Consider the following 24,497-nt stretch of genomic DNA (forward strand, 5'->3'; position numbering starts at 1 on the left):
GCTAGTCGTGGTGGTTGAGCACCTCGTGGGCCAGCATGTCCATCGGCATCGACCCGAACTTGAGCGCCTTGTCGTGGAACTGGCGCAGCGTCATGCCCTGCTCCAGGGCGCTGTCGCGCAGTGAGCACCAGTCGCGGTAGCCGATGGCGTAGCTCGGCGCCTGGCCCGGCCAGCCCAGGTAGCGGTCCAGTTCGAAGGCGATGTGGGACTCTGGCATGGCGGAGTTGTCGCGCAGGAACGCCTTGGCGTAGGCGGCGTCCCACACGCCGGTGCCGTCCGGGGTGGCCTTCTTGAGGTGGACGCCGATGTCGATCATGACGCGGGCGAGGCGGAGCCGGCGGGCGTCGAGAAGCCCCATGCGGAAGCCTGGGTCGTCGAAGTGGCCGTGCTCCCCCATGAGCTCCTCGGCGTAGAGCGCCCAGCCCTCGCCGTGTGCGGAGTTCCAGCACGCGGTGCGACGCCACAGGTTGAGGTCGTTGCGCTGCATGAGCGCGGTGCCGATCTGCAGGTGGTGGCCCGGGATACCCTCGTGGAAGACGGTGGTGAGCTCCTGCCAGGTGTGGAACACTTCCTGGCCCTCCGGCACTGACCACCACATGGTGCCGGGGCGGATCAGGTCGTCGGACGGCGGGGTGTAGAAGATGCCGCCGGAACCGGCGTGGTCAATCGCGCACTCTACCTTGTGCAGGCCCTCCGGGATGGTGACGTCAACGCCGTCGAGGTCCCGCATGACCTGCTCGTTGACGGAGTTCATCCACTCCAGCAGGGCGTCGGTGCCGCGCAGGGTGTAGCGCTCCTCCTCGTTGAGACGCTTGTACGCACCCAGGATGGTGGCGTCCGGGCCGTAGAGCTTCTGCGCGAGCGCGCGCTGCTCAGCGACGGTTTCCTTCAGCTGCTCCTTGGCCCAGGTGTAGGCCTCGTCGAGGTTGATGCCGCGGCCCAAGAAGAACTCGGAGAAGAGTTCGTAGCGGTCGCGGCCGACGGCGTCGTCGTGGCGGCCGTGTGGCGCGAGCTCGGTGGACAGCCAGGTGGCCATCTCGTCGAATGCAGCCTTCGCCTTTTCGACGACGGCCGAGTCCTCCGGCAGACCCAGCTGGTCGAAGACGCTGTCGTCGTCGGTGAGGTCGCCGCACTGCTTGATCACGGCTTCGATCTGGCGGTACGCAGGCACATTGCCTGCCGACGCCGCCTCCGAAAGCGACGCGCGATAGCCCGCGAGCGCCGCCGGCACCTTGGACAGGCGCGCCTCAATGTGTTCGAAGTCCTCCTTGCTCACCTTCGGCATCAGCGCGAAGGAGTCGCGGATGGTCTGCACCGGCGAATCGATGTTGTTGAGCTGGCGCAGGTCCTCGCCCTGGTGGTGCAGCTCCAACTTGAATGCCATCCGGTCGCGCAGCAGCGAAGCGGTGAGATTGTCGACGTCGTCGAAGTCGTCTTCGTCGTCGGAGGCGTCCGTGGAGTCGTTGAGCGCGTCGACGTCGGCGACGACGTCACGGATGCGGTCGGCGACTTCGCCGTAGTACTCGGGGCTGAAGTCCTGCAGGTCGCAGTCGTGGCCTTCGAGGCCGATCTCCGTTGCCAGGGTAGGGATCAGCTCGGCGAGGTCGTAGAGAAAGTCTTCGCAGGTGGCGTCGAGTAGCGAAGGCTCGCGTTCTGACTGGGATGCGTGCTCCTCAAGCAAAGGATTGGTCATGGGTAGGCAGTGTAACCGAGGGACACGCTGAATGTGCACCTCTACACCCCATACAAACCGCATTGTCTACCGAGACGGCCCACTCTAGCTCGATAACTGGACAAAGCGGTCTACTACCGGTACATATATTCACATGCCTGCGACACGGACAGCGTTCCATCACCCAACAACCCCCGCCGCCAAGTGCCTGCACCTCATTCGCCTGCAGGAACAGTGCGTGCGACGAGACCTGATCGCAGCCACCGGCCTCTCGCAGCCCACCATCACCCGCGCCGTCACCGCGCTGGCAAACTCCGGCTACATCGTGGAACGCGGCGACCTGTCCGAGTCCACCGGCCGGGGCAGGCCCACCATGCCGCTCGAGCTCGGGGAACCGAACTCGCTGTACGCCGGGGTGGCCGTCGGCACCTTGAGCACCTACATCGCGCTGTTCGACCTCAAGGGGCGCACCCTGCGCAGCATCGATGTGGACATCCCCGTCGCACACATGAGTCCGGATGACTTCGTGCAGCACATCATGGCCGGGCTACACCGCCTCAGCGCCGGGATGGGCCGCCCGCTCGCAACCGTCGGCGTGACTACCTCGGGCACCGTCAACGAGGACGGCGAGGTCACCGCGGCAAACCTCGGCTGGCACGGGGTGCCGATCCGCCAGCAGATGCGGGAGCAGTTCGGCGTGCCCGTCGAGGTCGTCTCCATCAGCCAGGCGATCGTCGGCTCGGAGATGCAGTCGAGCCTGGACATCGACACCCCGCCGGTGATGGCGCTGTTCGCCGATGACTCGCTGGCCTGCGCAATGTCCACCCCGACCGGCGTGATGGCCATCGACGTCGCCAGCGATCACCTGACCACGCAGGGGCTCCTCAACGCCATCGGACAGTCGGCAGTACAGTCACTGCAGGAGGTCGTCGCGCTCGCGGAGCAGCAGTCGGCCACGCGCCAGGCGCTCGACCAGCGCGCACGCGGCCTCGGCTCACTCGTGGCCACGCTTGCCGACGCCCACACCCCCAGCACCGTCGTCGTCGCCGGCAGCGCCTTCATCGACGACCCGCAGGCGCCCGCCACGTTCGCGCGCACGGTGGTCAGCGAGGCCGAGCGCGCCCCGAAGCTGCGCATGATCCCTTCGCACCGCGAGATCGTGCGGGACATCGCGCGCGCGGTTGCACTGGATAAAGTGCTACGTGAACCGCTCTGTCTAGTTTAGATTTGACGCGTTTCTAGAGGATAGGTGTAGAATTTAGCTTCGTTTAATACCGATTAGTCTATAAATCTACACCTGGAGAACTTCATGCACCTTCCAAAGTGGATGACCGGGTTCGGCGCCCAAGTGATCGCCGGCCTGATCATCGGCCTCATCCTCGGGCTCATCGCCGCGGCCAACGACATCACCTGGCTCAGCGAGACGCTCAGCTGGGTCGGCAGCGCCTATGTGCAGCTGCTGAAGCTACTCATCCCGCCACTCGTGTTCACCGCGGTGGTCACCTCTATCGCGAACCTGCGCAAGGTCACCAACGCCGCGCGCCTTGCCTGGCAGACCCTGCTGTGGTTCGCCATCACCGCGTTCTTCTCGGTGATCATCGGCATCATCGTCGGCACCGTCATGCAGCCCGGCGCGAACTCGTCTGTCGACGCCTCCTCCGCCGCCGAACCAAGCGGCTCCGGCTCCTGGCTCGGCTTCCTGAACACCGTCATCCCGTCGAACTTCTTCGGGCTTGGTGTCAAGGTCTCGGAGACGAGCGCCTCGGTGAACTTCAACGTGCTGCAGATCCTGGTGATCTCTCTGCTCATCGGCGTGGCCGCCATCAAGGCGGGCAAGGCCGCGGAGCCGTTCCTGCAGTTCTCCGCCTCTTTCCTGGAGGTCATCCAGGTGGTGCTGTGGTGGATCATCCGCCTTGCCCCAATCGGTTCGGCGGCGCTCATCGGTAAGGCCGTGGCCACCTACGGTTGGGAGGCTCTGGGCAATCTCGGCCAGTTCGTGCTGGCGATCTACGTGGGCCTCGCGCTCGTGATCTTCGTGCTGTACCCGGCGGTACTGGCCGTCAATAAGGTGCCGGTCGGTGGCTTCTTCCGCCGCGTGTGGCCGGTGACCACCCTCGGCTTCGTCACCCGCTCCTCCATGGGCGTGATGCCGGTGAACCAGCGCACCGTCGAGGAGTCGATGGGCGTGCCGCGCGAGTACGCGGCCTTCGCCATGCCGCTCGGCGCGACCACAAAGATGGACGGCTGCGCCTCCATCTACCCGGCGATCGCGGCCCTGTTCGTCGCGCAGTTCTACGGCCTCGACCTGGGCGCGACGGACTACCTGCTCATCGTGATCGTGGCCGTGCTCGGCTCCGCGGCGACCGCGGGCACCACCGGCGCGACCGTCATGCTCACGCTGACGCTGTCCACCCTGGGCCTTCCGCTGGCTGGCGTGGGCCTGCTGCTGGCCATCGAGCCGATCATCGACATGGGACGTACCGCCGTCAACGTCACCGGCCAGGCCGTCGTCGCCGCCATCGTGGCGAAGCGCGAAGGCATCCTGGACGAAAAAATTTGGGACGCCGCAGAAGACGGCGCCCCAGCTCCCCAGCGAGGATAGCGATGCTACTGCTCGTCCGCTGCCCCACCACTGGTGGCGCGCAGCGCGCCGATCACGAGATCTAATGCCGCGCGAACGTTTTCTACGCGTTGCGCGGTTTCTTCATGCTCGCGGTCGCGCAGCATGCCGTCGATCAGGATGTCCTGTGTTCCGGCAGCCATGAAGCGGGCCGTGTCGCGCAGCGTTTCCTCCGTCAGAGCAATTTCTTCGCCTGACTCGATCTGGGTGTAGATCTTCTTCAGGTAGGCGTCCGCCAGAATGTTGCAGATCTTGTCGTTGAGATGGCCGTGCACCGAGGAGTTGATCAGATGCTTGACCGCCTTGTCGTAGCGCTCGAGGTGCTTCACCAGCCGCGCCACCTGGTCCGGGTACGTTTCGTCGATCACGATGTCATTGACGAAAGACTCGTAGGCAGGGAGGCAAATGTCGCACCCCGCAGCCAGGATGAGCGCGTCCTTGTCGTGAAAGTGCTCGTAGCAGGCCTGGCGGCTGACCTGCGCGTACTTCACAATCTGGGACAACGAAAGCTCATCCACCCGGTAATGGAGCAGCAGTTCCTTCGTTGCGTTCAGTAACGCCGTGCGCGTACGAACCGCGCGCGGGTCCATACTAAGTTCACGTGGTGTCATGAATGCAGGATACCTCACTGAGGCAAGCTCATTGCCCTACCGAACACTCCGAACACGCTCATTGCGCGTTTGACGGCTTCCTCGTAATTCTCGGACTCAGTCGCCGACTTCATAAAGATCGAAAACGCGCCGGAGCACAGGTAAGAAGCCACGTCGGCAGCTTCCTCGTCGGTCATCGGGACGACCTCGGCGCGCATCGCCGTCACCATGTCGTGCAGCATTGGCATCTCGGGCGTTGTAAAGCAAGCCATCAGCGTGGCGTGGGCCGGGCCGTTAATCACGTGGCTCAAGAGGCAACGAACCTCGGCGAGCTGCGAGAACAGCGCCTCCAGCGCAGGAGGCATCTCGCCGGTCTTCTTATACGTCTCGATGTAATCGTTCACCGCCGGGGCCAGCGCGCGCTGGATTGCTGCCTTGACGGCGGCGTCGCGGTCCTTGAAGTGCTCGTAGAAAACCTGGCGGCTCATCCCTGCCGCGTTCACAATCTGGGACACCGTGATGTCCTCAACCCGGTGCTCATTCAACAACTCGGTAGTTGTCTTGATGATCGCGTTCCGCGTTTTCACAGCGCGGGGGTCCTGGCTGAGTTCTCTTCGAGCCATACGACACCAACTCCTCTCTGGATGCCCACAAAAGCACCTAATATGCCAGACATGAACCTACATAGCGCAACAGTGGATCTCTTACGAACCCTTATCCAAAATACGTGTGTCAACGACCTTACCCCAACTTCGGGGGGAGAATACCGCAACGCGGCCACGCTCGAATCGTTTTTCGACGGCGCTCCCGTGCGCATCCAAAAGTATGAACCCACAGATGGGAGGGTGTCTATCGCGTTTACCATCGAGGGTACCGACCCCTCCGCGGAGCCCCTCACGCTGCTCGGCCACACGGACGTAGTGCCCGTCGATAAGGAGCAGTGGACGCACGACCCCTTCGGCGCCGAAATTATCGACGGCCGACTCTACGGCCGCGGCGCCACCGACATGCTGTACATCACCGCCGCGATGGCCGCCGCCACCCGCGACGTGGCCCTGAGCGGCAAACGCCCGCGCGGCACACTGACTTTCGTGGGCGTGGCGGACGAGGAGGCGCGCGGCGGGCTCGGCGCCGGCTACCTCTCGCAGCTCGACCCGGAGCCGTTCAGCTGGAAGAACTGCCTCTCCGAGGAGGGCGGCTCCCACCTGCCGGTGCGCGACGGCTCGGACGCGATCGTCGTGGTGATTGGTGAGAAGGGCGCGGCCCAGCGCCGCCTCGTGGTGCGCGGGGACGCCGGCCACGGCTCCGCCCCGCACGACCGCGACATGGCCGTCACCAAGATTGGTGAGGTTGCTCGCCGTATCGCGTCGGTGCAGCCCTCCGTGACCACCGAGCAGCCGTGGCCGGACTACATCCGCGCCTGGAAATTCGACCCCGAGACCGAGGCCGCCCTGCTGCGCGGCGAAGGCTACGAGGCGCTCGGCGACCTGGCGCGCTACTCGCACGCCATGAGCCACCTGAGCATCGCACCGACGGTGCTGCGCGCGGGCGAGGCCATCAACGTACTGCCGTCCATGGCCTACATGGAGCTGGACATCCGCCCGCTGCCCGGCCAGAGCCAGGAGTGGATCGACGAGCAGCTGCGCACGGCGCTCGGCGACCTGGCCAGCGAGGTGGAGATCCAGCACCTCATCACCGAGGACGCCACCATCTCCCCCACCGACTCGCCGCTCTATCAGGCGATCTGCGAGACCTACGCCGAGTTCTTCCCCGACGCCGTGGTGGTCCCAACTATCGCCGCCGGCGGCTCGGACCTGCGCTTCGCGCGCCGCAAGGGCGGGGTGGGCTACGGATTTGCGATGCACGCCCGTGAGCGTCACCTGGGTCAGGTGCTGGATTTGCTGCATGGCCACGACGAATACGTGGATATCGAGGACGTTCACCTCACCGTGGACGCCTACCGCAGCCTGATTCGGCGCTTCCTCGACGCCTAACCGGGTGTGACAGATGGGGCTGATGTGACATACTGGCGGCTATGAAAATTCGCACAGCTGCACTCACCGCACTCATGGCCGCCACCGTTTCTACCGGCGTGGCCTCCGCTGACGCCATCGACGACGCCCTGGCAAAGCTTCCCGCAGGCCAGATCTCCTGCGATCAGGCATCCCGCTACTGGACCAACGACGCCGACTTCAACGCCAAGAAGCGCCAGGCCCAGACCATCGCAGCCTTCGACCGCCGCGGCCCGCAGATCCAGGCCGCGCTCGGCCGCGTGGAGGAAGCCGCCAACCGCTGCGGCCTGCGCGGCACCACGGGCGCGCCTGCAAATAAGCAGCAGCCTGCCCAGCAGAACGCGCAGCCAGCGCAGCCTGCCCAGCAGAATGCCCAGCCGGCCCCCGCACCCGCACCGCAGGGCACACCTGTGATCACGCTGGCACCCGCCAACGTGCCCACCTTCGACATGCCGGTCGCGGGCGCGGTCACGCTGCGCCTGCCGGACCTGTCCGTCATTGCCCGGGAGCTGCTGGCCAAGTACGCACCGGGTTCCTCCCTGCCGTTCTAGGCCGTTCTAGCGGTTAGACAGCAGACCACTCGTAGCAGGTCTCGCCCCCGGACGTGATGCGCACGCCCGGCGCGGGGTCGAGCCAGGCGGTCACCGTCGCGCGCTCCGAACCGGATTCGAGCGCCACGGTGATCGCCTCATTTGTTTTGTCGGTCACCTCGAGGGTGGCGGTTTCGAGCCAGCGGTGGCGGCGTCGAAAAGCGATGAGCTTCTTGTGCTCCTCGAAGATCCACTGCCCCAGACTCGAAAGCTCCGCGGGGCTGGCTGGCAGCGGCGGGCGCACGGGGTCGTCGGCGGCGAACCCCTCCCCGCGCAGGCCCTCGAAGCCCTGCTCATCGCCGTAGTAGATGCTGGGCATGCCGGGCAGCGCCATGAGCAGCGCCGTGGCCACAAGCGCGCCGTCCTGCCCCACCTTCGAAGCAATCCGGTCCACGTCGTGGTTGCCGACGAACGTGTTGGGCACCATGTGCTCGCACAGGTCGCGGTGGCGGCCCAGCGCGTGGTCAAGCTCCCAGAAGTTCACGTCCTTGATGGAGGACCACAGGGCCTTCCACAGCTCGTATTGAGTGACGGTGTCCAGGGTGCCCGCCGCGGCGATCTCGGCGTAGTCGCCGTGGATGACCTCGCCCAGGAAGAGCGCGTCCGGGAAGCGCTCGCGCACGCGCGCCAGCACGGTGCGCCAGAACTCCGGCGGCACCGAGTACGCCACGTCCAGGCGCCAGCCCGTGATGCCGCGTTCGAGCCAGTAGCACATGACGTCGGTGACCAGGTCCGCCACGCGCGGGTCCTCGTGGTGGAGGGTGGCCAGCTCGCCGTGGCCTTCCCAGTCCGTGTCGCCGGCCAGGCCCTGCGCCACCAGCGGGTGGGTGCGCGCGACGTGGTTGAACACGCCATCGAGCATCACGTGGATGCCGCGCTCGCGGCAGGCGGCCATCAGGTGGTCGAAGTCCTCGTTGGTGCCCAGGCGGGGGTCGATCTGGAAGTGGTCCAGCGTGTCATAGCCGTGGGACACCGATTTGAAAATCGGGCCGAGCAGCAGCCCGTTGCAGCCGAGCTCGATCAGGTAGTCCAACCAGGGCTCGAGCTGCCGCAGGCGCGGCGCTTCGTCGTGCTCCTCGCGGATCGGTGCGCCCGTGGCGCCCAGCGGGTAGACGTGCCACCAGATAATGTCTGACGTGGACAAGTTCCTCACACTTTCTATTGAGCAAAGCTCAGTACTGTAGGGTGGTGTCCATGACACAACCACGACGGAGGCTCAGCGTCGAGCAACGCCAGGAAGAAATCCTCGCCGCTGCCACGGACATCTTCTCCACCACACCTTACGTGGAAGTCTCCACCCAGGACATCGCCGACGCCTGCGGTGTGTCCCAAGGCCTCCTCTTCCACTACTTCGAATCCAAGGCAGGGCTCTACACCGCTTTCCTCAAGGCACACACCCAGCCGCTTTTCGACGACCACCTCGACCCCAACACCGACACCCACGAGGCTCTGCGCAGCACCCTGGAGCGCTACCTCAACCACGTCGCCGAGCACCCGTTCGTGTGGCTGGCCGGTCGCCGCGGCGGCGCCGAACCCACCGAGGCAATCAACCTGCGCATTGAGATGCGCGACGCCTCCGTCGAAACGCTGTGCTCCCTGCTGGGCCGCGACGACGAGCACGCCGCACGCGCCGCATCCGGGATGCTCGGCTTCCTCGACGCCGTCTGCATCGACTGGGTCGACGAAAGCTGCCCCGCCCCCGAACGCGACGACATCATCGACACCGCCATCGGCGCACTCACGGGGGCACTCGCCGCTACACAGAATTAGCACTTCGAGAGGTCTATCCCCTAAACTTTGCGCATGCACAAGTTGACCTCCGGCGCCCTCGTTGTCGCCCTGACCGGCACCGCCGTCACCGTCCCCGCCACCATCAACCCCACCGCCCACTACGCCGAAGCGCAAGGCCTCCTCGGCCTCGGCGGGCAGGCGTTGCAGGGGCTCGTCGAAAAGGGCGAAGCCAAAGTCGCCGAACTCGAATCCCAGCTATGGAAAGCCGACCTGGCGCTCAAGGGCGCGCAGGCTGTCCTCGAGATGAAGCGCTGGGGCGTCGTCCTCGCCATCGGCGAGGAGAACAAGAAGGCCAAGCAAGCCGAGTACGACCAGCAGAAACTGCTCGTCGACTCCGCCGAACTCCTCGTCCGCACCACCAAGACCTCCCTCGACGCCGCACGCAAAACACTCGCCGTGACCAAGAAGCAGCTCGAGGACTTCAACGGCAAAGACCCATCCGCCTACGAAGACGCCCCCGAACCCGACATCAAACCCGTCGCCCTGCCCACCAACCTGCGCGAAGCCCTTGAGAGCATCACCGCGCAGCAGGAGGCAGTGGCCAAGCGCCAAGCACTTTTCGACGAAGCCGACTCCGCCTACACCAAACGCAAAAAAGAAGTCGACTCCAGCTGGTTCAGCTGGCTCGCCCCCTCCAACACCAAGGAGCTCGAGGGCCTGAAGAACCGTCGCGACGCCCGCAAAGCCAAACTCGACCTCGAACAAGCCCGCCTGGACAACATCACCCGCTCCATCGAACTCTTCGAAACCGTCGAAGCAGCAACGCCTTCGCACGAGGGCCACGGCGCCGACCGCTACGACGCCACCACCCCCACCAACATCGACGACGCTTCTCGACAGCTCGAGTTCGCCAACAGCACCCTCGAAGCCGCCACCCACCGCAAGGCCAACATCGAAGCCAACCTCGCCGCACTCACCGGATGGCAAGAGCGCAACCCATTCACCGGCTTCTGGCACAACGCCGACAAGTGGACCCTCGAACGCGCCCTCCGCGCCGTGGACAACGAAATCACCGACGCCACCAAACGCATCGCCGACAAAGCCGCCGCGCTGGAGGAACTGAAGAACGCGCCCGCGGAGACAGAGGCTTCTGAGACCGAGGCTGCCGAGCCTTCTGCAACGGTAGAGCCTTCTGCGGCTGCCGAGCCGACCGAGGAGTCCGCCCCGCGGACACCGGAACCGTCGGAATCTGAAGCAGCTCCGGAACCGTCGGAATCCGAAGCTCATGCTGAGCCCGAATCCCCCGAGACTTCTTCGGAGGAGTCCGCGGCAACCTCAACACCAGCGACAACGTCTACTTCAGCTCCGGAAGAGTCCGCCCCGCGGACACCCGAAGCTTCCGAAAGCGTTGAACCTGCAGACACTTCCGCCGAACCCGAAGATCAAATCGATATCGACGAGCTCACCCACAACCTCGACGAGGCAAAGAAACTCGAGCAGGACATGCTCGATCTGCAGAAGCTGCTGCAGCAGTACATCAACAAGCCTGAAGCCGAGACAACCAAGCCGTCCGAGTCGCCCCAGGATGAGGCATCCGAGGCTGAAGCACCCGAGGCTGAGGTCTCACCAACGACCGTGACCGAGGTGTCCGCGGCAACCACAGCACCAGCAACAACGGCTGCCCCAACCTCGGAGGTGTCCGCCGCGCGAACAACGCAAACGACTGAACCGAGCGCTGAGGATTCCGCCGCGCGGACAACCGAGGAGACAGCACCCACTGCTGACAGTTCCGCCGCGCGGACAACCCCGACCGAAATTCCTTCGAGTGAGCAGTCCGCCGCGCGGACAACTACTTCGGCAAAGCTGTCCACGGTAGCCGTGGCCCCTGCAACCTCGTCCGAGGTGTCCGCCGCGCGGACAACTGAAGCCGCAGAGCCAACGATCGAAGTGTCCGCGGCAACCTCAACACCAGCGACAACGTCTGTTCCAACTTCGGAAGTGTCCGCCGCGCGGACAACCGAAACGACAGAACCGGCTACCGAGGATTTCGCCGCGCGGACAACCACTTCGGCAAAGCTGTCCACGGTAGCCGTGGCCCCTACAACTTCGTCGGAGGTGTCCGCCGCGCGGACAACCGAAGCCGCAAAGCCAACCACCGAGGTGTCCGCGGCAGCTTCGGCACCAGCGACAACGGCTGCCCCGACCTCATCGGAAGTGTCCGCCGCGCGGACAACGGAGAGGCCAGAACCCACTGCTGAAAGTTCCGCCGCGCGGACAACCGAAACGACAGAACCGGCTACCGAGGATTTCGCCGCGCGGACAACCACTTCGGCAAAGCTGTCCACGATAGCCGTGGCCCCTACAACTTCGTCGGAGGTGTCCGCCGCGCGGACAACCGAAGCCGCAAAGCCAACCACCAAGGTGTCCGCGGCAACCTCAACACCAGCGACAACGTCCACCCCAACCTCGGAGGTGTCCGCCGCGCGGACAACCGAGGAGACAGAACCGACCGCTGAGGATTCCGCCCCGCGGACAACCGAAGCCGCAAAGCCAACCACCGAGGTGTCCGCGGCAACCTCAACACCTGCGACGAGGCCGGGAAGTTCCGCGCCGCGGACAACTAGCCAGGCGCCGGAAACTACGCAGCAGGCCAAACCAACGCAGCAGACGGAAGGGGCTGCGAGTGGGGCGGAGGGGTCGTCGGCAAGTAGTTGGCTGTGGCTGATCCTGCCGCTGCTGCTGGCGCTTGGGTTCGGCGGTGCGGCGTACGCGGACCTGATTCCGGGCGTGCGGCTGCCGAGGATGTAGCGCGCGCACCAGATTCCTTGTTTTTCGCGGGGCGGATTTGGAAAAGCCCTGGTCGCGGGAAGCACGTGAGGGAATTTGGTGTGCGTAGAGTAAGGTCTGAGTGCCAATGGACGCAACCTCTTTTGGGCTAGCTATTCATACTAGCTGGTAATAAAAGTGCTGGATGTTTAGGCTTGCGTCTTTTGGCACTGGCCCCCGGGAAGAGTCGGGAAGACTATCCTAGGCTGAACTTTGAGCCCCGAGGCCCCTCCTTTTATGCCCGCCGGGGCTGTTCCATTGACTGGAACGTGGGTTTTAGCCAATTATTCTTCCGTTTAAAGTCACTCCCACAGATGACACAGATCACAGAGGGGAAGTGGCTATGAGTAAGATCGCAGAACTCATTGATCCGGTCGGAGGATACGTTTCCGGCAAGATTTTCGCCGACGAGGACATCTACCGCCAGGAGTTGGAGACCGTCTGGCAGCGCACTTGGGTGTTCCTTGCGCACGAGTCGATGCTGCCGAAGCGCGGGTCCTACATCCAGACCTACATTGGTGAGGACCCGGTCATTGTTGTGCGCCAGAAGTCCGGCGAGGTCAAGGCGTTCCTGAACCAGTGTCGCCACCGCGGTATGCGTATCTGCCGCGCTGACCGCGGTCAGGCGAAGTCCTTCATGTGTTCCTTCCACGGCTGGTCTTACGACCTTGAGGGCAACTTGACCAACATCCCGCATGAGAACAATGCGTACCCGGAGGGCATCGATAAGTCGAAGTTGTCGGCGATCAAGGTGCCGCGCATCGAGAACTACAAGGGCTTCATCTTCGGCTCCTGGGATGAGACGATCCCGCCGCTGGAGGAGTACCTGGGCAACGCGAAGTACTACCTGGATGGCTACATGGACCGCTACGAGGGCGGCATGGAAGCCATCGCTGTACACAAGTGGGTCCTGCCAGCGAACTGGAAGTTCAACGTTGAGCAGCCGACGTCCGACATGCAGCACTCGGAGATCTCCCACGTCTCCGCGGTGGAGGCGCTCAGCTCCGGTTCGGACACCTTCGACCGCAAGACCGGCCGCAAGAAGGTCCCGGAGGGCCGCCAGTTCCTCAGCCCGTACGGTCACGGCGGTGCGTTCTTCGGCAAGCGTGACGCGGAGATCCCCAACACTGGCCCTGCGCTGATCGAGTGGGAGAACACCATCCGTGACTCCATCGTGGAGCGCCTCGGTGAGTTCCGCGAGGTCCGCGGCCACATGAACGTCTTCCCCAACTTCATGCTGCTGGGCAACTACACCTTCCGCGTCACCCACCCGCGTGGCCCGAACGAGATGGAGATCTGGTCCTGGGCGTTCGTGCCAAAGGACGCGCCGGAAGAGGTCAAGGAAGCCATCCGTGTCGACGTCATGCGCACCTTCTCCCCTGGCGGCATGTTCGAGCAGGACGACGCCGAGAACTGGGAGGAGATGCAGCACATCCTCCGCGGCGCGAAGTCCCGCGAGACCGGCTTTACCTACAACATGCGCCGCGTCCCCGTCAGCTACGACGATGACGGCTACCCAGGCGCATCCACGGCACATGTCTACTCGGACAACGCCGCGCTGAACATGTACGGCTTCTACCGCGACCTGATGGAAGACAAGTCTTGGGAACAGCTCAAGGCCGAACGAGGGGGCGTTCCGGAGGTTGACCAGCGAGACTTCACCAAGGTGATGGATCCGGAAGCAGCAGCGGCAGCTGCAGCCTCTGACGGTGCTTACGAAGGCAACGTCGATTAGTCCCTAGCTTTTACACGACCTTTGAAGGAGAAACCCATGGCGAGCAACAACACGCAAGCGTCAGAGGCAGTGACCCAGGCCCCTGCGGGTGCGGAAGATGAGCGCCTCATCGCGCGCTTCCTGTACGACGAAGCTGAAATGATGGACAACATGCAGTGGGAAGACTGGCTCGACTGCATGCACGACGACGTCGACTACTGGGCGCCGGTCCGCGAAAACCGTGTGGCCCGTGAGCGTAAGGAAGAGTTCTACCCGAAAGGGACGTCGGTCTACTTCGAGGAATCCAAGGCGTTTCTGCGCCAGCGCGTCGTCCGTCTTCAAACGAACATGGCGTGGGCCGAGGAACCGCCGTCACGTTCGCGCCACATGCTCACCAACCTGCGCATTGACGAGCGTAACGACGGCGCCTTCGCCGTCCGCTCGAACTTCCTCATCTACCGTTCCCGCGGGGAGCGCTACGAGGACACCATCGCAGGTGAGCGTCGCGACGTCATCGTACGGGCACCGGAGTCGCGCTACGGCTTCCTGGTGCTGGAGCGCGAGATCCGCTTCGATATGGCAACCATCCTCGTCAAGAACTTGTCTCTGTTCTACTAAAGAAAGGAAACGCTCTTGAGTACACAGATTGAAACCACGAACCTCCTGCGCATCGGCGTCGTTGTCTATGATCTCGACGCCAAGATCAAGGAGTACTCCCGCATCTACGGCATCACCGACTGGGACACCGCCGAGCACGCACCGACCGACGCGGTCGCGCACGGCCGACGCTTGGCGACGACCCCAGGAACCTGGCGGAGCGCCGTCGGCACCACCCCGGCCGTGAACGGCGAGAAGGGCCCAGGCGGGCGCCCGGCGTCGAGCCTTACTTTCGAGCTCATCGAACCAACCGGCGGCGAGAGCCCCTTCAACGAGTTCCTACGCACGAAGCGCGAAGGCATCGCGTTCCTGCAGGTCTGCTCCACCGCGGCCAACGACGAGGCGGTCGCTGAGCACTTCAAGGCGCTCGGCTACGACGTCGCCTACACGGCAACTGTCGACGGCGCCACGCGCACCTTCTACGACACGCGTGAGAACCTGGGCGGCTTCCTCGTCGAGATGCTTCCGGCAACTGCTGCCGACCCAGCCCAGGTGAGCACCGACACCCGCCCGCTCCAGCCGGTGCAGGGCATGTACCACTTCGGTGTCCTCGTGCACGACGTCATGGCGGCGCTGCCGCACTACCGCGACGTCTTCGGCATCCAGCGCTACGAGATGAAGACGTGGGAGACCGGCTTCGGCCGCCTGGACAAGCCGTACTACCGTGGCAAGGACGGCGACACCGGCTACTTCACCGCCCAGGGCACCGCCGGTGACTTCGGCTTCGAGATCATCTCCGTCAACCACGGCGACTGCCACTACAACCGCGAATTCTTCGATGAGCGCGGCCCGGGCATCCACCACTACTTCGCGTGGATGACCACGGAGGACTCCGAGTGGGACGAGGTCGTCGCCTCCATGACCGAGGCTGGCCACCCACTGTGCATGGGCTCTAACCTGCGCGGCGGCGCCGCCGAGTTCGGCTACTTCGACACCTTCGACGCGCTCGGCGGCTACCTCATCGAGATCGTCGCGCGCCGCGAGCCACCGAAGCCGGAGTTCGCCGCACCCGACTGGATCGTCGACTTCGAGGAGCTCGTATGATCCGCATCGTTCATCGCGGAGCCACCGACGCTCCAGAAAAGCTTCTTCACGACGTCGCATCCCTCCGCCAGCGCGACGGAATCAAGGAAGCCGAGGCCTATCAAACCCTGGCGGTCGAGGACGAGGACTACGCCGTCGCGATTCTCGCGGCGAACGTGTCCGACTACGCAGAGATCGTCGAGAAGCTGCCGGAACTCCCGAACCTGCACACATTCGTGCAGGACGGCACGACGGAGATCTACGAGCAGTCCAAGTACGTCCTCGCCGACGGCGTGTGGGCCCCAGAAGCGGGCTACGACGCCCGCATCATGTGGCCGGCGCGCGGGCCAGTCAGCATTGTCATCCAGAACGCTTTCGTCGAAAACCCTGAGATGCGCGCGCTGACCGCCCAGGAAATCACCGAGACCCGCCGTGAGCCGGGCTGCCTCTACTACGCGTGGATGGAGAACCTGGAACTGCCCAATCACCTCATGCTGCTTGAGGTGTGGGCGGACCAGACAATCTACGACCATCACTGGTTCGGGCGCATGGCCACGGGCGAGTACCGCGGCAACTCCGGACGCGAGGCCGCCACGCCGCAGCGCGGAGAACTTACCCGCGAGTTCTACCGCCAGCAGCCCTTCGAGTACCACTACGGACGCCTCCTCCCTGAGGCAACCGAAAACTATTCCCACTCCGTTGCGTGGTCCGCGCGCTAGCTGACCACCCCATCCCTTTCAGGAGACCCACATGACTAACATCACCCATGCCCCGCCGGTAGACCTCGCGAAGCATGAGCGCACGCCGAAAGAGCGGCGCCTCGCCCTTGGTTCGTCCTTCCTCGGCTCCACCGTGGAGTACTACGACTTCCTGCTCTACGCAGCCGCAGCTGGCCTGGTGTTCCCGCAGCTCTTCTTCGCGAACATCGACCCGAAGCTGGGCACGATGCTCTCCTTCGTCATCTTGCTCACCGGCTACCTCTCCCGCCCGATTGGTTCGATGGCGTTCGGCCACTTCGGCGACAAGTACGGCCGTAAAAACGTGCTGGTCATCACGCTCATGACGATGGGTCTGGTGTCCATTTCGATCGGTTTGATGCCGTCCTCGCAGATGATTGGGCCGGCCGCTCCGATTCTGCTGGTCATCCTGCGCATCATCCAGGGCATGGCGATCGGCGGCGAATGGGCCGGCGCCACCCTGATGGCCATGGAGAACTCCACCGCCAAGAACAAGGGCTTCGGCGCCTCCGTCGCTATCGCTGGCGGCCCAGCAGGCGCCATCTTGTCGACGCTGGTCCTCGCGATCTTCGCGAAGGCTTCCGGCGACAACTTCGCCAACCCCGAGCAGTACTTCATCACCGACTGGGGCTGGCGCGTTCCGTTCCTGTTCTCCGCAGCCATCGTCATCGTCGGCCTGTTCATGCGCGCCAACGTGAAAGAGTCCCCAGAGTTCGAAGCCGCCCGGCGCGCCGGCAAGGTGCATACCGGTGTGCCGCTGGTCCGCATGCTGAAGGAGGCTCCGCGCGAGCTGGTCCTCGGTGCGCTCGCCGGCACCGCCGCACTGTTCGTGCAAGGTCTGCAGGGCTCGTTTATGGTGCCGTACATCGTGAACGCGACCGCTGAAACTGAAACGCCAGTCGGCCGCTCGACTGCGCTGATGATGGTTACCGTTGGTTCCGCCATCGCGATCTTCGTCATGCCGGGCCTCGCCGCCCTGTCTGACCGCCTCGGACGACGCCGCGTCATGCTGGCCGGTGGTTTGGTCTCCATCATCGGCATCTGGATCGTTTTCAACATGATCGACTCCGGTGACCCAACCAAGATCTGGATCGGCATGGTCCTGCTCGTATGCGTGGTCCAGCCCGCACAGTACGGCCCGATCGGCGCATTCATCTCCGAGAAGTTCGTCCCCGAGCTGCGCTACACCGGCTCCGGTATCACCTACCAGGCGGCGTCCATCCTCGGCGCTGGTACCGCACCGCTGGTCGCGACCCGCTTCGTCTCCCCGGAGACCGGCCTGACCCCGCTGGCCATCATCATCTCGGTCCTCTTCGTGATTTCCTCGCTGGCGATTTACTTCTCCAAGGAAACCGCTCAGAGCATGGGCCACGCGGAGCGCTTCACCAAGACGAATATGTTCAAGGGCTAGGTCAAGGGCTCACACAGCACGAAAAAAATACCCCGGAGCTACTCTGGGGTATTTTCTTATTGCCTTAGTCGACCGGCTTCACCAGCCGCCGGGCAACCGGGGTGAACGCCCCCACGATAAACCCGAGAGTCAGCGCCGAGACGATCGTCGCCTCACGGGCAGCTTCAAAATGGCCGACCCACACGACGGAAAGCACCAACGCCAGCAACACACACACGATGTCGAAGACTAGCTTGACCTTGTAGAACGGTTTTCGACGCAGCGTCGCAACGGTAGCGACGAAGCCCTCGCCCGGCAGGAAGACGGCGTTGGCAGTAGCCAGAATCGCCACGCCAAAGCCGAGCACCACCAACCCGACCGCGACGAGTGCAACCTGCGCCGCGTAATTCGTCGACGCCAAAGGGCGGCACACATACATCCACCCGTCCAAACTCACGCTGCCGACAAGCAGCGCGGGCAGCTGCAGCCAGTACCGGCCCGGGAAGTCCTGGCGCAGCATCACCCACTGCGCCGCAATGAGGAACAGGTTCAGCGCAAACGTCCACCCGCCAAAGCTCAACCCGCCGATCAGCGTCATCGCATACACCGGCGACGAGACCGGCGGCGTGCCGAGCTGGCTCGTCGTCACAAGGGCGGTACCGGCCATCATCACCACAATGGCGAACACTGAATATGCGTAGTCTCTCGGCCGCGCCGAGTGTTTCGAGTCGCTCACTTGCGATACCTCCTTGATAAAGACTTGTTAAACACCAGGGACACCCAAACATTCCTGTCTGAGTGCCCCTGAAGTAGTCAGTATGTAATTACTGCACGCGCATGCTTGCAGCCTGCTTGTACGCCTCCCACGCCTGGCCTGCCTGGGCGTTGAGCGTTGCCACCGCAACGAACCTGTCCGGGCGGACAAGCACCGTACCAACCGCGCGGGTATCAAAGAAGCCCTTCAGCGCACCCGTGATATCCGAGACAACCTCGGTGTCCGCCGACACGTACTCCTTCGCCCACTCGACCTGCGTCGGGCTGACCGCACACACCAGTTTGACGTTCGCCTTTGCCATCTCAGCGAGCTGCTCCGGCGTGAACAGGCGGGCCGGGTCCACGCCCCAGGTCACCACGGCGTGGTTGAGGCCCAGGGCGTCGTCGAGAAGCACCTCAGCGCCGTTGTACTCGACCTTCGGCTGGATGATCTGCAAGCCCACCGGCGACAACTTGTTCACCGCAACGCGCGACGTGACGATGCGCGGGCGATGCGACGGATCATTCGAGCGATCCGCAACACCAGGCTGCAGCGTCGCCTGATCCACCACCGCGCCACGGCCGTAGCGCGGCACCGGCTTGAACTTCATGTCCGCGAAGTACTCCTTGACACGCGGCGAAAGGTTCATCAGCTTCGCCGCCGTGTCGCGCACGAACGCCACCTTCTTATCCGTCGGCTTAATCACCGTGCCGAACGTCATCGACAAATCGATCATGGCCTTGGCGTGGTCGCGGCGCTCGACATCATAGGTATCCAGCAGCTCCGGGCTGAAGTTGCCCTGCAGCACGCCGGCGAGCTTCCACGACAGGTTCGTCACGTCGCGGATACCCGAGTTGTACCCCTGGCCCATCCACACCGGCATCAAGTGCGCCGCGTCACCGGCAATGAGCACATTGCCCTTCCGGAACGTCCGCGCCATACGGCCATGGTGCGTGAACACGCGGCGGCGGATCACGTCCAGCTTCGTGCCCTCCGGGATGTGCTCCGACAGCAGCTCCTCGATGAAGGCGTCCTCCTCGACCTTCTCGGTCGGCTCGTCGTCGAACAGCATGAACTCCCAACGACGCACCCCGCGCGGCAGACCAATGGACACGTACGGGCGGTTCGGGTCCGCGCCCAAGTACACATTCGGGGCGCCCAGCGGATCGTTGTTGACGTCAACAACAACCCACCTTGTCGACGGCGACTTCCCCTCAAACTCAGTCCCCATCCACTTCCGCGTAAACGAACGGCCGCCTTCACAACCAACGAGGTACCTCGCGGTGATCTGCTCCTGCTCGCCCGTGCGCTCCTCCCCCTCTTCACCACGCACGACCTCAAAGGTCGCGCGGACGCCACCCTCGACCTCCTCGATCTTCACCAGCTCACGGCCAAACGTGGTGGTGACGTGCGGGAACCTCGCCAACCCATCGAAGGAAGCCTTATCCGCCAGCGGCTGCAGGAACCCAAACTTACGAGGCCAACCATACGGCTCACCCTGCGGGTTGTTCGTCAGGATGACGTTGCCGGCACCATCGACCAAGCGCATGATGTGGTGCAGAATCGTGTACGGCTCGAACTCCTCCGCCAGGCCCATCGCCTGGATGGTGCGCATGGACTCGTCGTCGAGACCCACCCCGCGCGGGTAGTCAATCAGCTGGTCACGCTTCTCCATGACCGCGACCGAAACACCACGGATGCCAAGCAGGTTCGCCAGCGCTAGGCCAACCGGTCCCGTACCGATGACCAGCACATCAACGTCTGCATTCGACTCTCCCATGGTGTTCGCTCCTTGACTTTCGACAATAGATCCAGCGCAGTGAGTCACCTCACTTTCGCAGGTGTTTCTAGTTCTAATCACAGGAGTAAGTTGACGCATCTCCAATTCCGTCTTTCGGAACATGTGAGAGTGGGTGCGCGCACCAGATTCCTTGACTTTCTCGGGGCGCTCGACGTTTTAGCAGGTCGCGGGAAGCGCGCGAGGGAATTTGGTGTCATAGCGCCCCGGCTTTGCACCAAATTCCGGAATTTTGGGGAGTCGGGTTTGCAAAAGCCCAGGCCACCTAGGGTACGTGAGGGAATTTGGTGCGCAGTCTACTCAGACTTGCTCTCGCGCTTGATCAGCGGCTCCAACTTGTCGCGGAGACGCGCCTTCCAGTCGGCGGCGGCCTCCTCGTAGCCTTCCTCGTGCGAGTGCATGCCGCGGTGGGTGAATTTGACGCGGGTGTCGCCGTCGGGGGCGTCTTCAAGTTCGAAGATGATGTCGGTGTCGTCCCACTCGGGGTCCTCGAGCAGGTTGCCGGTGGGCTCGACGCGCCAGACGAGGCGGTCGCCCTGCTCGGCTTCGGAGACGTAGAGCTCGGCGAATTGGTCGTCGTTTTGGAAGTGGAACTCGCCGCCGGCGGTGTCGGCGGAGCCCTCGATGGTTTCGTCCCACCACTCCTGTGGCCTGGTGATGGCGCGGAAGACTTCGGTGCGGCTCGCCGGGACCTCGAAGGAGGTGGAGAAGTCTTTGACGGCGCGGAATTTGGTGCCGTCGGAGAACTCGTAGTCGGGCATGGCGCCGTCGGGGTCGTAGATGGAGACGTCGAAACCTTGGTCGCGGATCTGCTTGATGCCTTCTTTAATCAGCAGGCGCCCGGCCTTGTTGAAGGAGGTCACGTGGGAGACGTCGAGCACCAGGCGGTTGCCGGCGAGGCGGTATTCGCCGAGGTCGTGGAGGATTTTCTCGGCAGCGGTGAAGTTGATCATGCCCTGGAGTTGCACGACGGTCTTCGCTTCTCGACGATCCACCGTCCGGATCCCCGGCGCCGCGTAGTAGTCGGCGCTCATCAGGTTGAGGCCGAGGGATTCGGAAAGCTCGCGGAAGATCTTCACGCCGCGGACCGAGTTGCCCTGCTTGTCCAGGCGCGGGCTGAGTGACGCGATGCCGAGCTGCCCCGGCATCGTGCCGATCAGCCCACCGGCCACGCCCGACTTGGCGGGGATGCCCACGTTGACCATCCAGCGGCCGGAGCCGTCGTACATGCCGGCGGACGTCATCACGGCCTGTGTCACCCGGCTAGCCGCAGCGGACATGATGCGCTCGCCGGTGATCGGCTGGACGCCGCCGTTGGCCAAGGTGGCGGCCATCACGGCGAGGTCGCGGACGGTGACCAGGATGGAGCACTGCTGCGTATACGAGTTCACGGCGTCGTGGGCTTGGTCTTGGACCATGCCGAACTCCCGAAGGAGGTGCGCGATGGATAGGTTGCGGTGTGCGGTAGCGAGCTCGTCCTCGAGGATATGTTGGTCGATGCGCAGCTCGCGGCCCGCAAGGCGGGAAAAGAACGACCGAATCTTCTCGACGCGGTCTTCGACACTCGAATCCGCCCCGTTGATGAGCTGGTTCACGGCGATGGCGCCCGCATTGATCATGGGGTTTGAGGGCCGGTTGGTGGCGTCGTCAAGTGAGATGGCGTTGAAGGCCTCCCCCGAGGGCTCAACCCCCACGACCTTGTGCACCTCCTGCGCGCCGAGTTCCTCGAGTGCGAGGGCGTACACGAACGGCTTCGAGATCGACTGGATGGAGAACTCGTAGCTGTCGTCGCCGACGGAGTAGAGGTGGCCGGACGTGGTGCACACGGCGAGGCCGAGCTTGTTTGGGTCGGCGGTGCGCAGCGACTCGATGTAGTTGGCGGGCTCGCCGGCGTCGTCGTCGCGGACGAGGTCGAGGATCTTATCGAGGTACGCAGGCACTGGGGTTGGCATGCCGACCAGCTTACTTCCCACATAACATCCCACATAACATCCCACATGTGGGATGTTGAGTGGTATGTTGAGTCTATGCAGGTAGAAGAAGTATCGAAGATCATCGCAGATCTTCGGTTAGTCGGTGAAACCCCGCGAGTTGAGGTGAAATCGAACGTCGGGAAGAGCATTCTGGAGACGCTCTCGGCGTTTGCGAATACGCGAGGTGGGGTGATTCTCATTGGATTGAGCGAGGACGCATCCTTCGCCCCGCTCGATAGGTTCGATGCGCAGCGCGCCCAGGATGCGGTCGCGTCACGCTGTGACCAGCTCTCACCAGTACTTCGTCCGCTTGTGACGCCAGTTCCGTTCGAAGGGTCCGTGATTGTAGTCGTCGAGGTGCCCGCCCTTCCCCCGCGCGAGCAGCCCTGCTACGTCAAGGAACGAGGGATGTACAAGGGCAGCTTTACTCGTACCGGGGAAGGCGAGCGGCGCCTCGAGCCCTACGAAATTGACCGCCTGCTCGAGGAACGCACCCAACCCACGTGGGATGAGGAGCCAGTGACAGACGCCTCCCCGGACGACCTGGATACCGACCTGCTCACCCCCTACCTCTCCCATCAGAAATCACTGCGGCCGCGCACCTTCAAGCAGGGTGATGTAACAGCAATGCAGCGCCTACGCATCCTCGATGGCGAACACCCCACACTCGCTGCACTTCTCACTATGGGTGAGTACCCGCAGCAGTTCTTCCCGCGTCTGACCATTACGTTTACTCTCTTGCCAGGCACTGAGATCGGGGAGGTCGCGGAAGGAATTCGGTTCCTGGACAACGCGACGCTCACCGGCACGATTCCCGAAATGGTCGAAGCGGGCGTCGAACTTGTGAAGAAGAACATGCGCACCGCGAGCGTCATCGGCGATGTGTACAGGAAAGACATGCCGGACTACCCGGTGGAGGCAGTACGCGAGGCGCTGGTCAATGCCGTCATGCACCGCGATTACTCCCCTGCCGCGCGTGGGGGCCAGGTACAAATCATGATGTTTGCCGACCGTCTGGAGATCACGAATCCTGGGGGCCTCTACGGCGGAGTCACCACGGAAAACCTTGGCGACGCCGGGGTCAGCAACTCACGCAACCAGCGGCTTTCTACGTTCCTGGAGGAACTGCGCTTCGACGACGGCGGGCCCGTCGCGGAAAACCGTGGCTCTGGAATCGCCGTGATCGAACAAGCGCTTGCCAAAGCGCTCATGCCCCCACCGACGTATGCAAACTCGCTCACGCACTTCACGATCACCTTTCACAAACGCAGAATCATCGCAGCAGAGCGGCACGGGACGGCCATCGACCAAGTGAAAGATCTCCTTGCCACGAAGGAGTCCTGGTCCACGACCGAGCTCGTAACGGAGACGCAGCTGAGCCGAACAGCGGTCCAAAACGCACTCAATCGCCTGGTAGACGCCGGAGAGGCGGAGCGAACAGAGCCGCATAAGAGCCCCCGCCAGCGCTACCGCGCAACATAACATCCCACATAACATCCCACATGTGGGATGTTGGGTGGTATGGCGGACGAGGTCAAGGATCTTATCGAGGTACGCAGGCACTGGCGTAGGCATGCACGACAGTCCAGAGCTTTGCGCCTATCGACGCCTACTCTTACCTTTTTGTCCACTTTCCTTTACATAGTGGGGTGTTTAGTTTATTGTTTGTCGTAGGTGCTTACAAAGCAGAAAGGAGCGCTGATGCCAGACACACACGAAAACATGGTCCGCAAGTGGCGACGGTGGCAGGAACTCTCCCAGGCCGAGCTCGCCGCACAGGTGGGAGTGTCCCGCCAGACCATCGCCAACATCGAAAAAGGCAACTACTCCCCCTCCGTCCACCTCGCACTCGACATCGCACACACCCTCGGCAAGACCGTTGAAGCCCTCTTCGGCGACGAACAGGAAGGATAACCCCATGTTGAAGCAGTACGGCGACAAGAAGATCGCCCTGGCAAACCAGGGCACCGACGACGAATACCAGCAGCAGATCCTCCACCAGTCCAGCACCGTGACCTCGGAGACGCTGATGTACACCACCACGTTCATCATGGCGATCCTCGCCTGGGTCCTGCCAAGTGGTGTGGCCATCTACTCACTGCTCGCGCTGTTGCCCGGCACGCTCGCACAAACCGCCGGCGCGCTGTGGATGCAGAACTACGCCCCGCGGCCCCGCCCGCCCAAGATTTTCACGCTGTCCACCCTGCCCATCTGGATCTTCCTCGCGATCGCCTTAGCCGGAATCGCTTTTAACGACTTCGACAGTGACCCGAGCGGCAGTATCGGCATGGTCATCGGCGTGATCGTCGGCGGTGCCGCAGCCGCAATCTTCGCCCCGCGCTGGCAGCGCTCGCGGCGCCGCAGCGACGAAGAGCGACTGGACCAAAATCTCGAAGATTAATAAACACGG

The 24,497-nt window shown here is 63.6% G+C and carries 20 protein-coding genes and 2 pseudogenes; 14 read left to right on the top strand and 8 right to left on the bottom strand.

Going from position 1 to position 24,497, the window contains the following annotated elements; translation table 11 throughout:
* Window position 1: 1 nt before the first annotated feature.
* Window positions 2–1,693: a DUF885 domain-containing protein gene (locus tag BJP05_RS10305; protein WP_070363316.1), complete on the bottom strand. Its 1,692-nt coding sequence runs from the start codon at window positions 1,691–1,693 to the stop codon at window positions 2–4.
* Between the two features lie 133 nt (window positions 1,694–1,826).
* Here BJP05_RS10305 and BJP05_RS10310 point away from each other — a divergent pair, with 133 nt between their 5' ends.
* Both BJP05_RS10310 and BJP05_RS10315 read left to right on the top strand, forming a co-directional pair.
* Complete coding sequence (locus BJP05_RS10310; protein WP_070363317.1) at window positions 1,827–2,897, top strand: ROK family protein; 1,071 nt, start codon at window positions 1,827–1,829, stop codon at window positions 2,895–2,897.
* An 84-nt stretch (window positions 2,898–2,981) separates the two neighbouring features.
* A complete protein-coding gene (locus BJP05_RS10315) occupies window positions 2,982–4,274 on the top strand; it encodes a dicarboxylate/amino acid:cation symporter (RefSeq protein WP_070363318.1) in 1,293 nt (430 codons plus the stop codon).
* 5 nt (window positions 4,275–4,279) lie between these two features.
* Here the strand turns inward: BJP05_RS10315 and BJP05_RS10320 are convergent, their stop codons facing one another.
* Both BJP05_RS10320 and BJP05_RS10325 read right to left on the bottom strand, forming a co-directional pair.
* Window positions 4,280–4,903 (bottom strand): TetR/AcrR family transcriptional regulator, encoded by a 624-nt coding sequence (locus BJP05_RS10320; protein ID WP_083290935.1) that lies wholly within the window; start codon window positions 4,901–4,903, stop codon window positions 4,280–4,282.
* 14 nt (window positions 4,904–4,917) lie between these two features.
* Window positions 4,918–5,505, bottom strand: a complete 588-nt coding sequence (locus BJP05_RS10325; protein ID WP_070479015.1) for a TetR/AcrR family transcriptional regulator — start codon at window positions 5,503–5,505, stop codon at window positions 4,918–4,920.
* Window positions 5,506–5,556: 51 nt separating this feature from the next.
* On the opposite strand from BJP05_RS10325, the gene BJP05_RS10330 reads away from it, so the two are divergent.
* Together BJP05_RS10330 and BJP05_RS10335 are read left to right on the top strand one after the other, a co-directional pair.
* Window positions 5,557–6,876, top strand: a complete 1,320-nt coding sequence (locus tag BJP05_RS10330; protein ID WP_070363628.1) for a M20/M25/M40 family metallo-hydrolase — start codon at window positions 5,557–5,559, stop codon at window positions 6,874–6,876.
* 41 nt (window positions 6,877–6,917) lie between these two features.
* Window positions 6,918–7,445, top strand: coding sequence for a hypothetical protein (locus tag BJP05_RS10335; protein ID WP_070363321.1), 528 nt, complete (start codon window positions 6,918–6,920; stop codon window positions 7,443–7,445).
* A 13-nt stretch (window positions 7,446–7,458) separates the two neighbouring features.
* Here the strand turns inward: BJP05_RS10335 and BJP05_RS10340 are convergent, their stop codons facing one another.
* On the bottom strand, window positions 7,459–8,628 hold the full coding sequence (locus BJP05_RS10340; RefSeq protein ID WP_070363322.1) for an alpha-amylase family protein: 1,170 nt from the start codon (window positions 8,626–8,628) through the stop codon (window positions 7,459–7,461).
* 50 nt (window positions 8,629–8,678) lie between these two features.
* On the opposite strand from BJP05_RS10340, the gene BJP05_RS10345 reads away from it, so the two are divergent.
* The 7 genes from BJP05_RS10345 to BJP05_RS10375 all read left to right on the top strand — a co-directional run bounded on the left by BJP05_RS10345 (window position 8,679) and on the right by BJP05_RS10375 (window position 17,583).
* Window positions 8,679–9,254: a TetR/AcrR family transcriptional regulator gene (locus tag BJP05_RS10345; protein WP_070363323.1), complete on the top strand. Its 576-nt coding sequence runs from the start codon at window positions 8,679–8,681 to the stop codon at window positions 9,252–9,254.
* Window positions 9,255–9,287: 33 nt separating this feature from the next.
* Window positions 9,288–12,023: a hypothetical protein gene (locus tag BJP05_RS10350; protein WP_070363324.1), complete on the top strand. Its 2,736-nt coding sequence runs from the start codon at window positions 9,288–9,290 to the stop codon at window positions 12,021–12,023.
* 361 nt (window positions 12,024–12,384) lie between these two features.
* Window positions 12,385–13,776, top strand: a complete 1,392-nt coding sequence (locus BJP05_RS10355) for an aromatic ring-hydroxylating dioxygenase subunit alpha (RefSeq protein ID WP_070363325.1) — start codon at window positions 12,385–12,387, stop codon at window positions 13,774–13,776.
* A 36-nt stretch (window positions 13,777–13,812) separates the two neighbouring features.
* Entirely contained in the window at window positions 13,813–14,373 is a 561-nt protein-coding gene (locus BJP05_RS10360; protein WP_070363326.1) for an aromatic-ring-hydroxylating dioxygenase subunit beta, read from the top strand.
* 15 nt (window positions 14,374–14,388) lie between these two features.
* The gene (locus BJP05_RS10365) at window positions 14,389–15,456 is read left to right on the top strand and encodes a VOC family protein (RefSeq protein WP_070363327.1); all 1,068 of its coding nucleotides are present in this window, start codon (window positions 14,389–14,391) and stop codon (window positions 15,454–15,456) included.
* Window positions 15,453–16,154, top strand: coding sequence for a putative quinol monooxygenase (locus BJP05_RS10370; protein ID WP_070363328.1), 702 nt, complete (start codon window positions 15,453–15,455; stop codon window positions 16,152–16,154). The genes BJP05_RS10365 and BJP05_RS10370 overlap by 4 nt, the downstream gene beginning before the upstream one ends.
* A gap of 31 nt (window positions 16,155–16,185) precedes the next feature.
* On the top strand, window positions 16,186–17,583 hold the full coding sequence (locus BJP05_RS10375) for an MFS transporter (protein ID WP_070363329.1): 1,398 nt from the start codon (window positions 16,186–16,188) through the stop codon (window positions 17,581–17,583).
* A gap of 64 nt (window positions 17,584–17,647) precedes the next feature.
* On the opposite strand, the gene BJP05_RS10380 is transcribed toward BJP05_RS10375, so the two are convergent.
* The 4 genes and pseudogenes from BJP05_RS10380 to BJP05_RS10390 all read right to left on the bottom strand — a co-directional run.
* Window positions 17,648–18,298 carry a DUF6198 family protein gene (locus tag BJP05_RS10380; protein ID WP_071573679.1) on the bottom strand — a complete coding sequence of 217 codons (651 nt, stop codon included), beginning with the start codon at window positions 18,296–18,298 and terminating at the stop codon, window positions 17,648–17,650.
* Window positions 18,299–18,386: 88 nt separating this feature from the next.
* Entirely contained in the window at window positions 18,387–20,096 is a 1,710-nt protein-coding gene (locus BJP05_RS10385) for a bifunctional 3-(3-hydroxy-phenyl)propionate/3-hydroxycinnamic acid hydroxylase (RefSeq protein WP_070363331.1), read from the bottom strand.
* Window positions 20,097–20,410: 314 nt separating this feature from the next.
* Window positions 20,411–20,788: pseudogene (locus BJP05_RS11500) on the bottom strand (SRPBCC domain-containing protein); the annotation flags it as partial.
* 36 nt (window positions 20,789–20,824) lie between these two features.
* Window positions 20,825–22,066: pseudogene (locus BJP05_RS10390) on the bottom strand (glutaminase); the annotation flags it as partial.
* A gap of 75 nt (window positions 22,067–22,141) precedes the next feature.
* Between BJP05_RS10390 and BJP05_RS10395 the strand changes: the two are divergent.
* From BJP05_RS10395 to BJP05_RS10405, 3 genes are all read left to right on the top strand, one after another.
* The gene (locus BJP05_RS10395) at window positions 22,142–23,569 is read left to right on the top strand and encodes an ATP-binding protein (RefSeq protein WP_070363630.1); all 1,428 of its coding nucleotides are present in this window, start codon (window positions 22,142–22,144) and stop codon (window positions 23,567–23,569) included.
* Between the two features lie 219 nt (window positions 23,570–23,788).
* On the top strand, window positions 23,789–24,001 hold the full coding sequence (locus BJP05_RS10400) for a helix-turn-helix transcriptional regulator (protein ID WP_070363332.1): 213 nt from the start codon (window positions 23,789–23,791) through the stop codon (window positions 23,999–24,001).
* 4 nt (window positions 24,002–24,005) lie between these two features.
* Window positions 24,006–24,488 carry a hypothetical protein gene (locus BJP05_RS10405; RefSeq protein ID WP_070363333.1) on the top strand — a complete coding sequence of 161 codons (483 nt, stop codon included), beginning with the start codon at window positions 24,006–24,008 and terminating at the stop codon, window positions 24,486–24,488.
* The last annotated feature ends 9 nt before the right edge of the window (window positions 24,489–24,497 follow it).

The sequence above is a fragment of the Corynebacterium sp. NML98-0116 genome, assembly GCF_001767255.1.
GTDB lineage: Bacteria > Actinomycetota > Actinomycetes > Mycobacteriales > Mycobacteriaceae > Corynebacterium > Corynebacterium pseudogenitalium.

Excerpts from the sequence above, each read along its gene's own strand:
- BJP05_RS10305 (WP_070363316.1), bottom strand. The coding sequence starts at position 1,693 with ATGACCAATCCTTTGCTTGAGGAGCACGCATCCCAGTCAGAACGCGAG.
- BJP05_RS10310 (WP_070363317.1), top strand. The coding sequence starts at position 1,827 with ATGCCTGCGACACGGACAGCGTTCCATCACCCAACAACCCCCGCCGCC.
- BJP05_RS10315 (WP_070363318.1), top strand. The coding sequence starts at position 2,982 with ATGCACCTTCCAAAGTGGATGACCGGGTTCGGCGCCCAAGTGATCGCC.
- BJP05_RS10320 (WP_083290935.1), bottom strand. The coding sequence starts at position 4,903 with ATGACACCACGTGAACTTAGTATGGACCCGCGCGCGGTTCGTACGCGC.
- BJP05_RS10325 (WP_070479015.1), bottom strand. The coding sequence starts at position 5,505 with ATGGCTCGAAGAGAACTCAGCCAGGACCCCCGCGCTGTGAAAACGCGG.
- BJP05_RS10330 (WP_070363628.1), top strand. The coding sequence starts at position 5,557 with ATGAACCTACATAGCGCAACAGTGGATCTCTTACGAACCCTTATCCAA.
- BJP05_RS10335 (WP_070363321.1), top strand. The coding sequence starts at position 6,918 with ATGAAAATTCGCACAGCTGCACTCACCGCACTCATGGCCGCCACCGTT.
- BJP05_RS10345 (WP_070363323.1), top strand. The coding sequence starts at position 8,679 with ATGACACAACCACGACGGAGGCTCAGCGTCGAGCAACGCCAGGAAGAA.
- BJP05_RS10350 (WP_070363324.1), top strand. The coding sequence starts at position 9,288 with ATGCACAAGTTGACCTCCGGCGCCCTCGTTGTCGCCCTGACCGGCACC.
- BJP05_RS10355 (WP_070363325.1), top strand. The coding sequence starts at position 12,385 with ATGAGTAAGATCGCAGAACTCATTGATCCGGTCGGAGGATACGTTTCC.
- BJP05_RS10360 (WP_070363326.1), top strand. The coding sequence starts at position 13,813 with ATGGCGAGCAACAACACGCAAGCGTCAGAGGCAGTGACCCAGGCCCCT.
- BJP05_RS10370 (WP_070363328.1), top strand. The coding sequence starts at position 15,453 with ATGATCCGCATCGTTCATCGCGGAGCCACCGACGCTCCAGAAAAGCTT.
- BJP05_RS10375 (WP_070363329.1), top strand. The coding sequence starts at position 16,186 with ATGACTAACATCACCCATGCCCCGCCGGTAGACCTCGCGAAGCATGAG.
- BJP05_RS10385 (WP_070363331.1), bottom strand. The coding sequence starts at position 20,096 with ATGGGAGAGTCGAATGCAGACGTTGATGTGCTGGTCATCGGTACGGGA.
- BJP05_RS10395 (WP_070363630.1), top strand. The coding sequence starts at position 22,142 with ATGCAGGTAGAAGAAGTATCGAAGATCATCGCAGATCTTCGGTTAGTC.
- BJP05_RS10400 (WP_070363332.1), top strand. The coding sequence starts at position 23,789 with ATGCCAGACACACACGAAAACATGGTCCGCAAGTGGCGACGGTGGCAG.
- BJP05_RS10405 (WP_070363333.1), top strand. The coding sequence starts at position 24,006 with ATGTTGAAGCAGTACGGCGACAAGAAGATCGCCCTGGCAAACCAGGGC.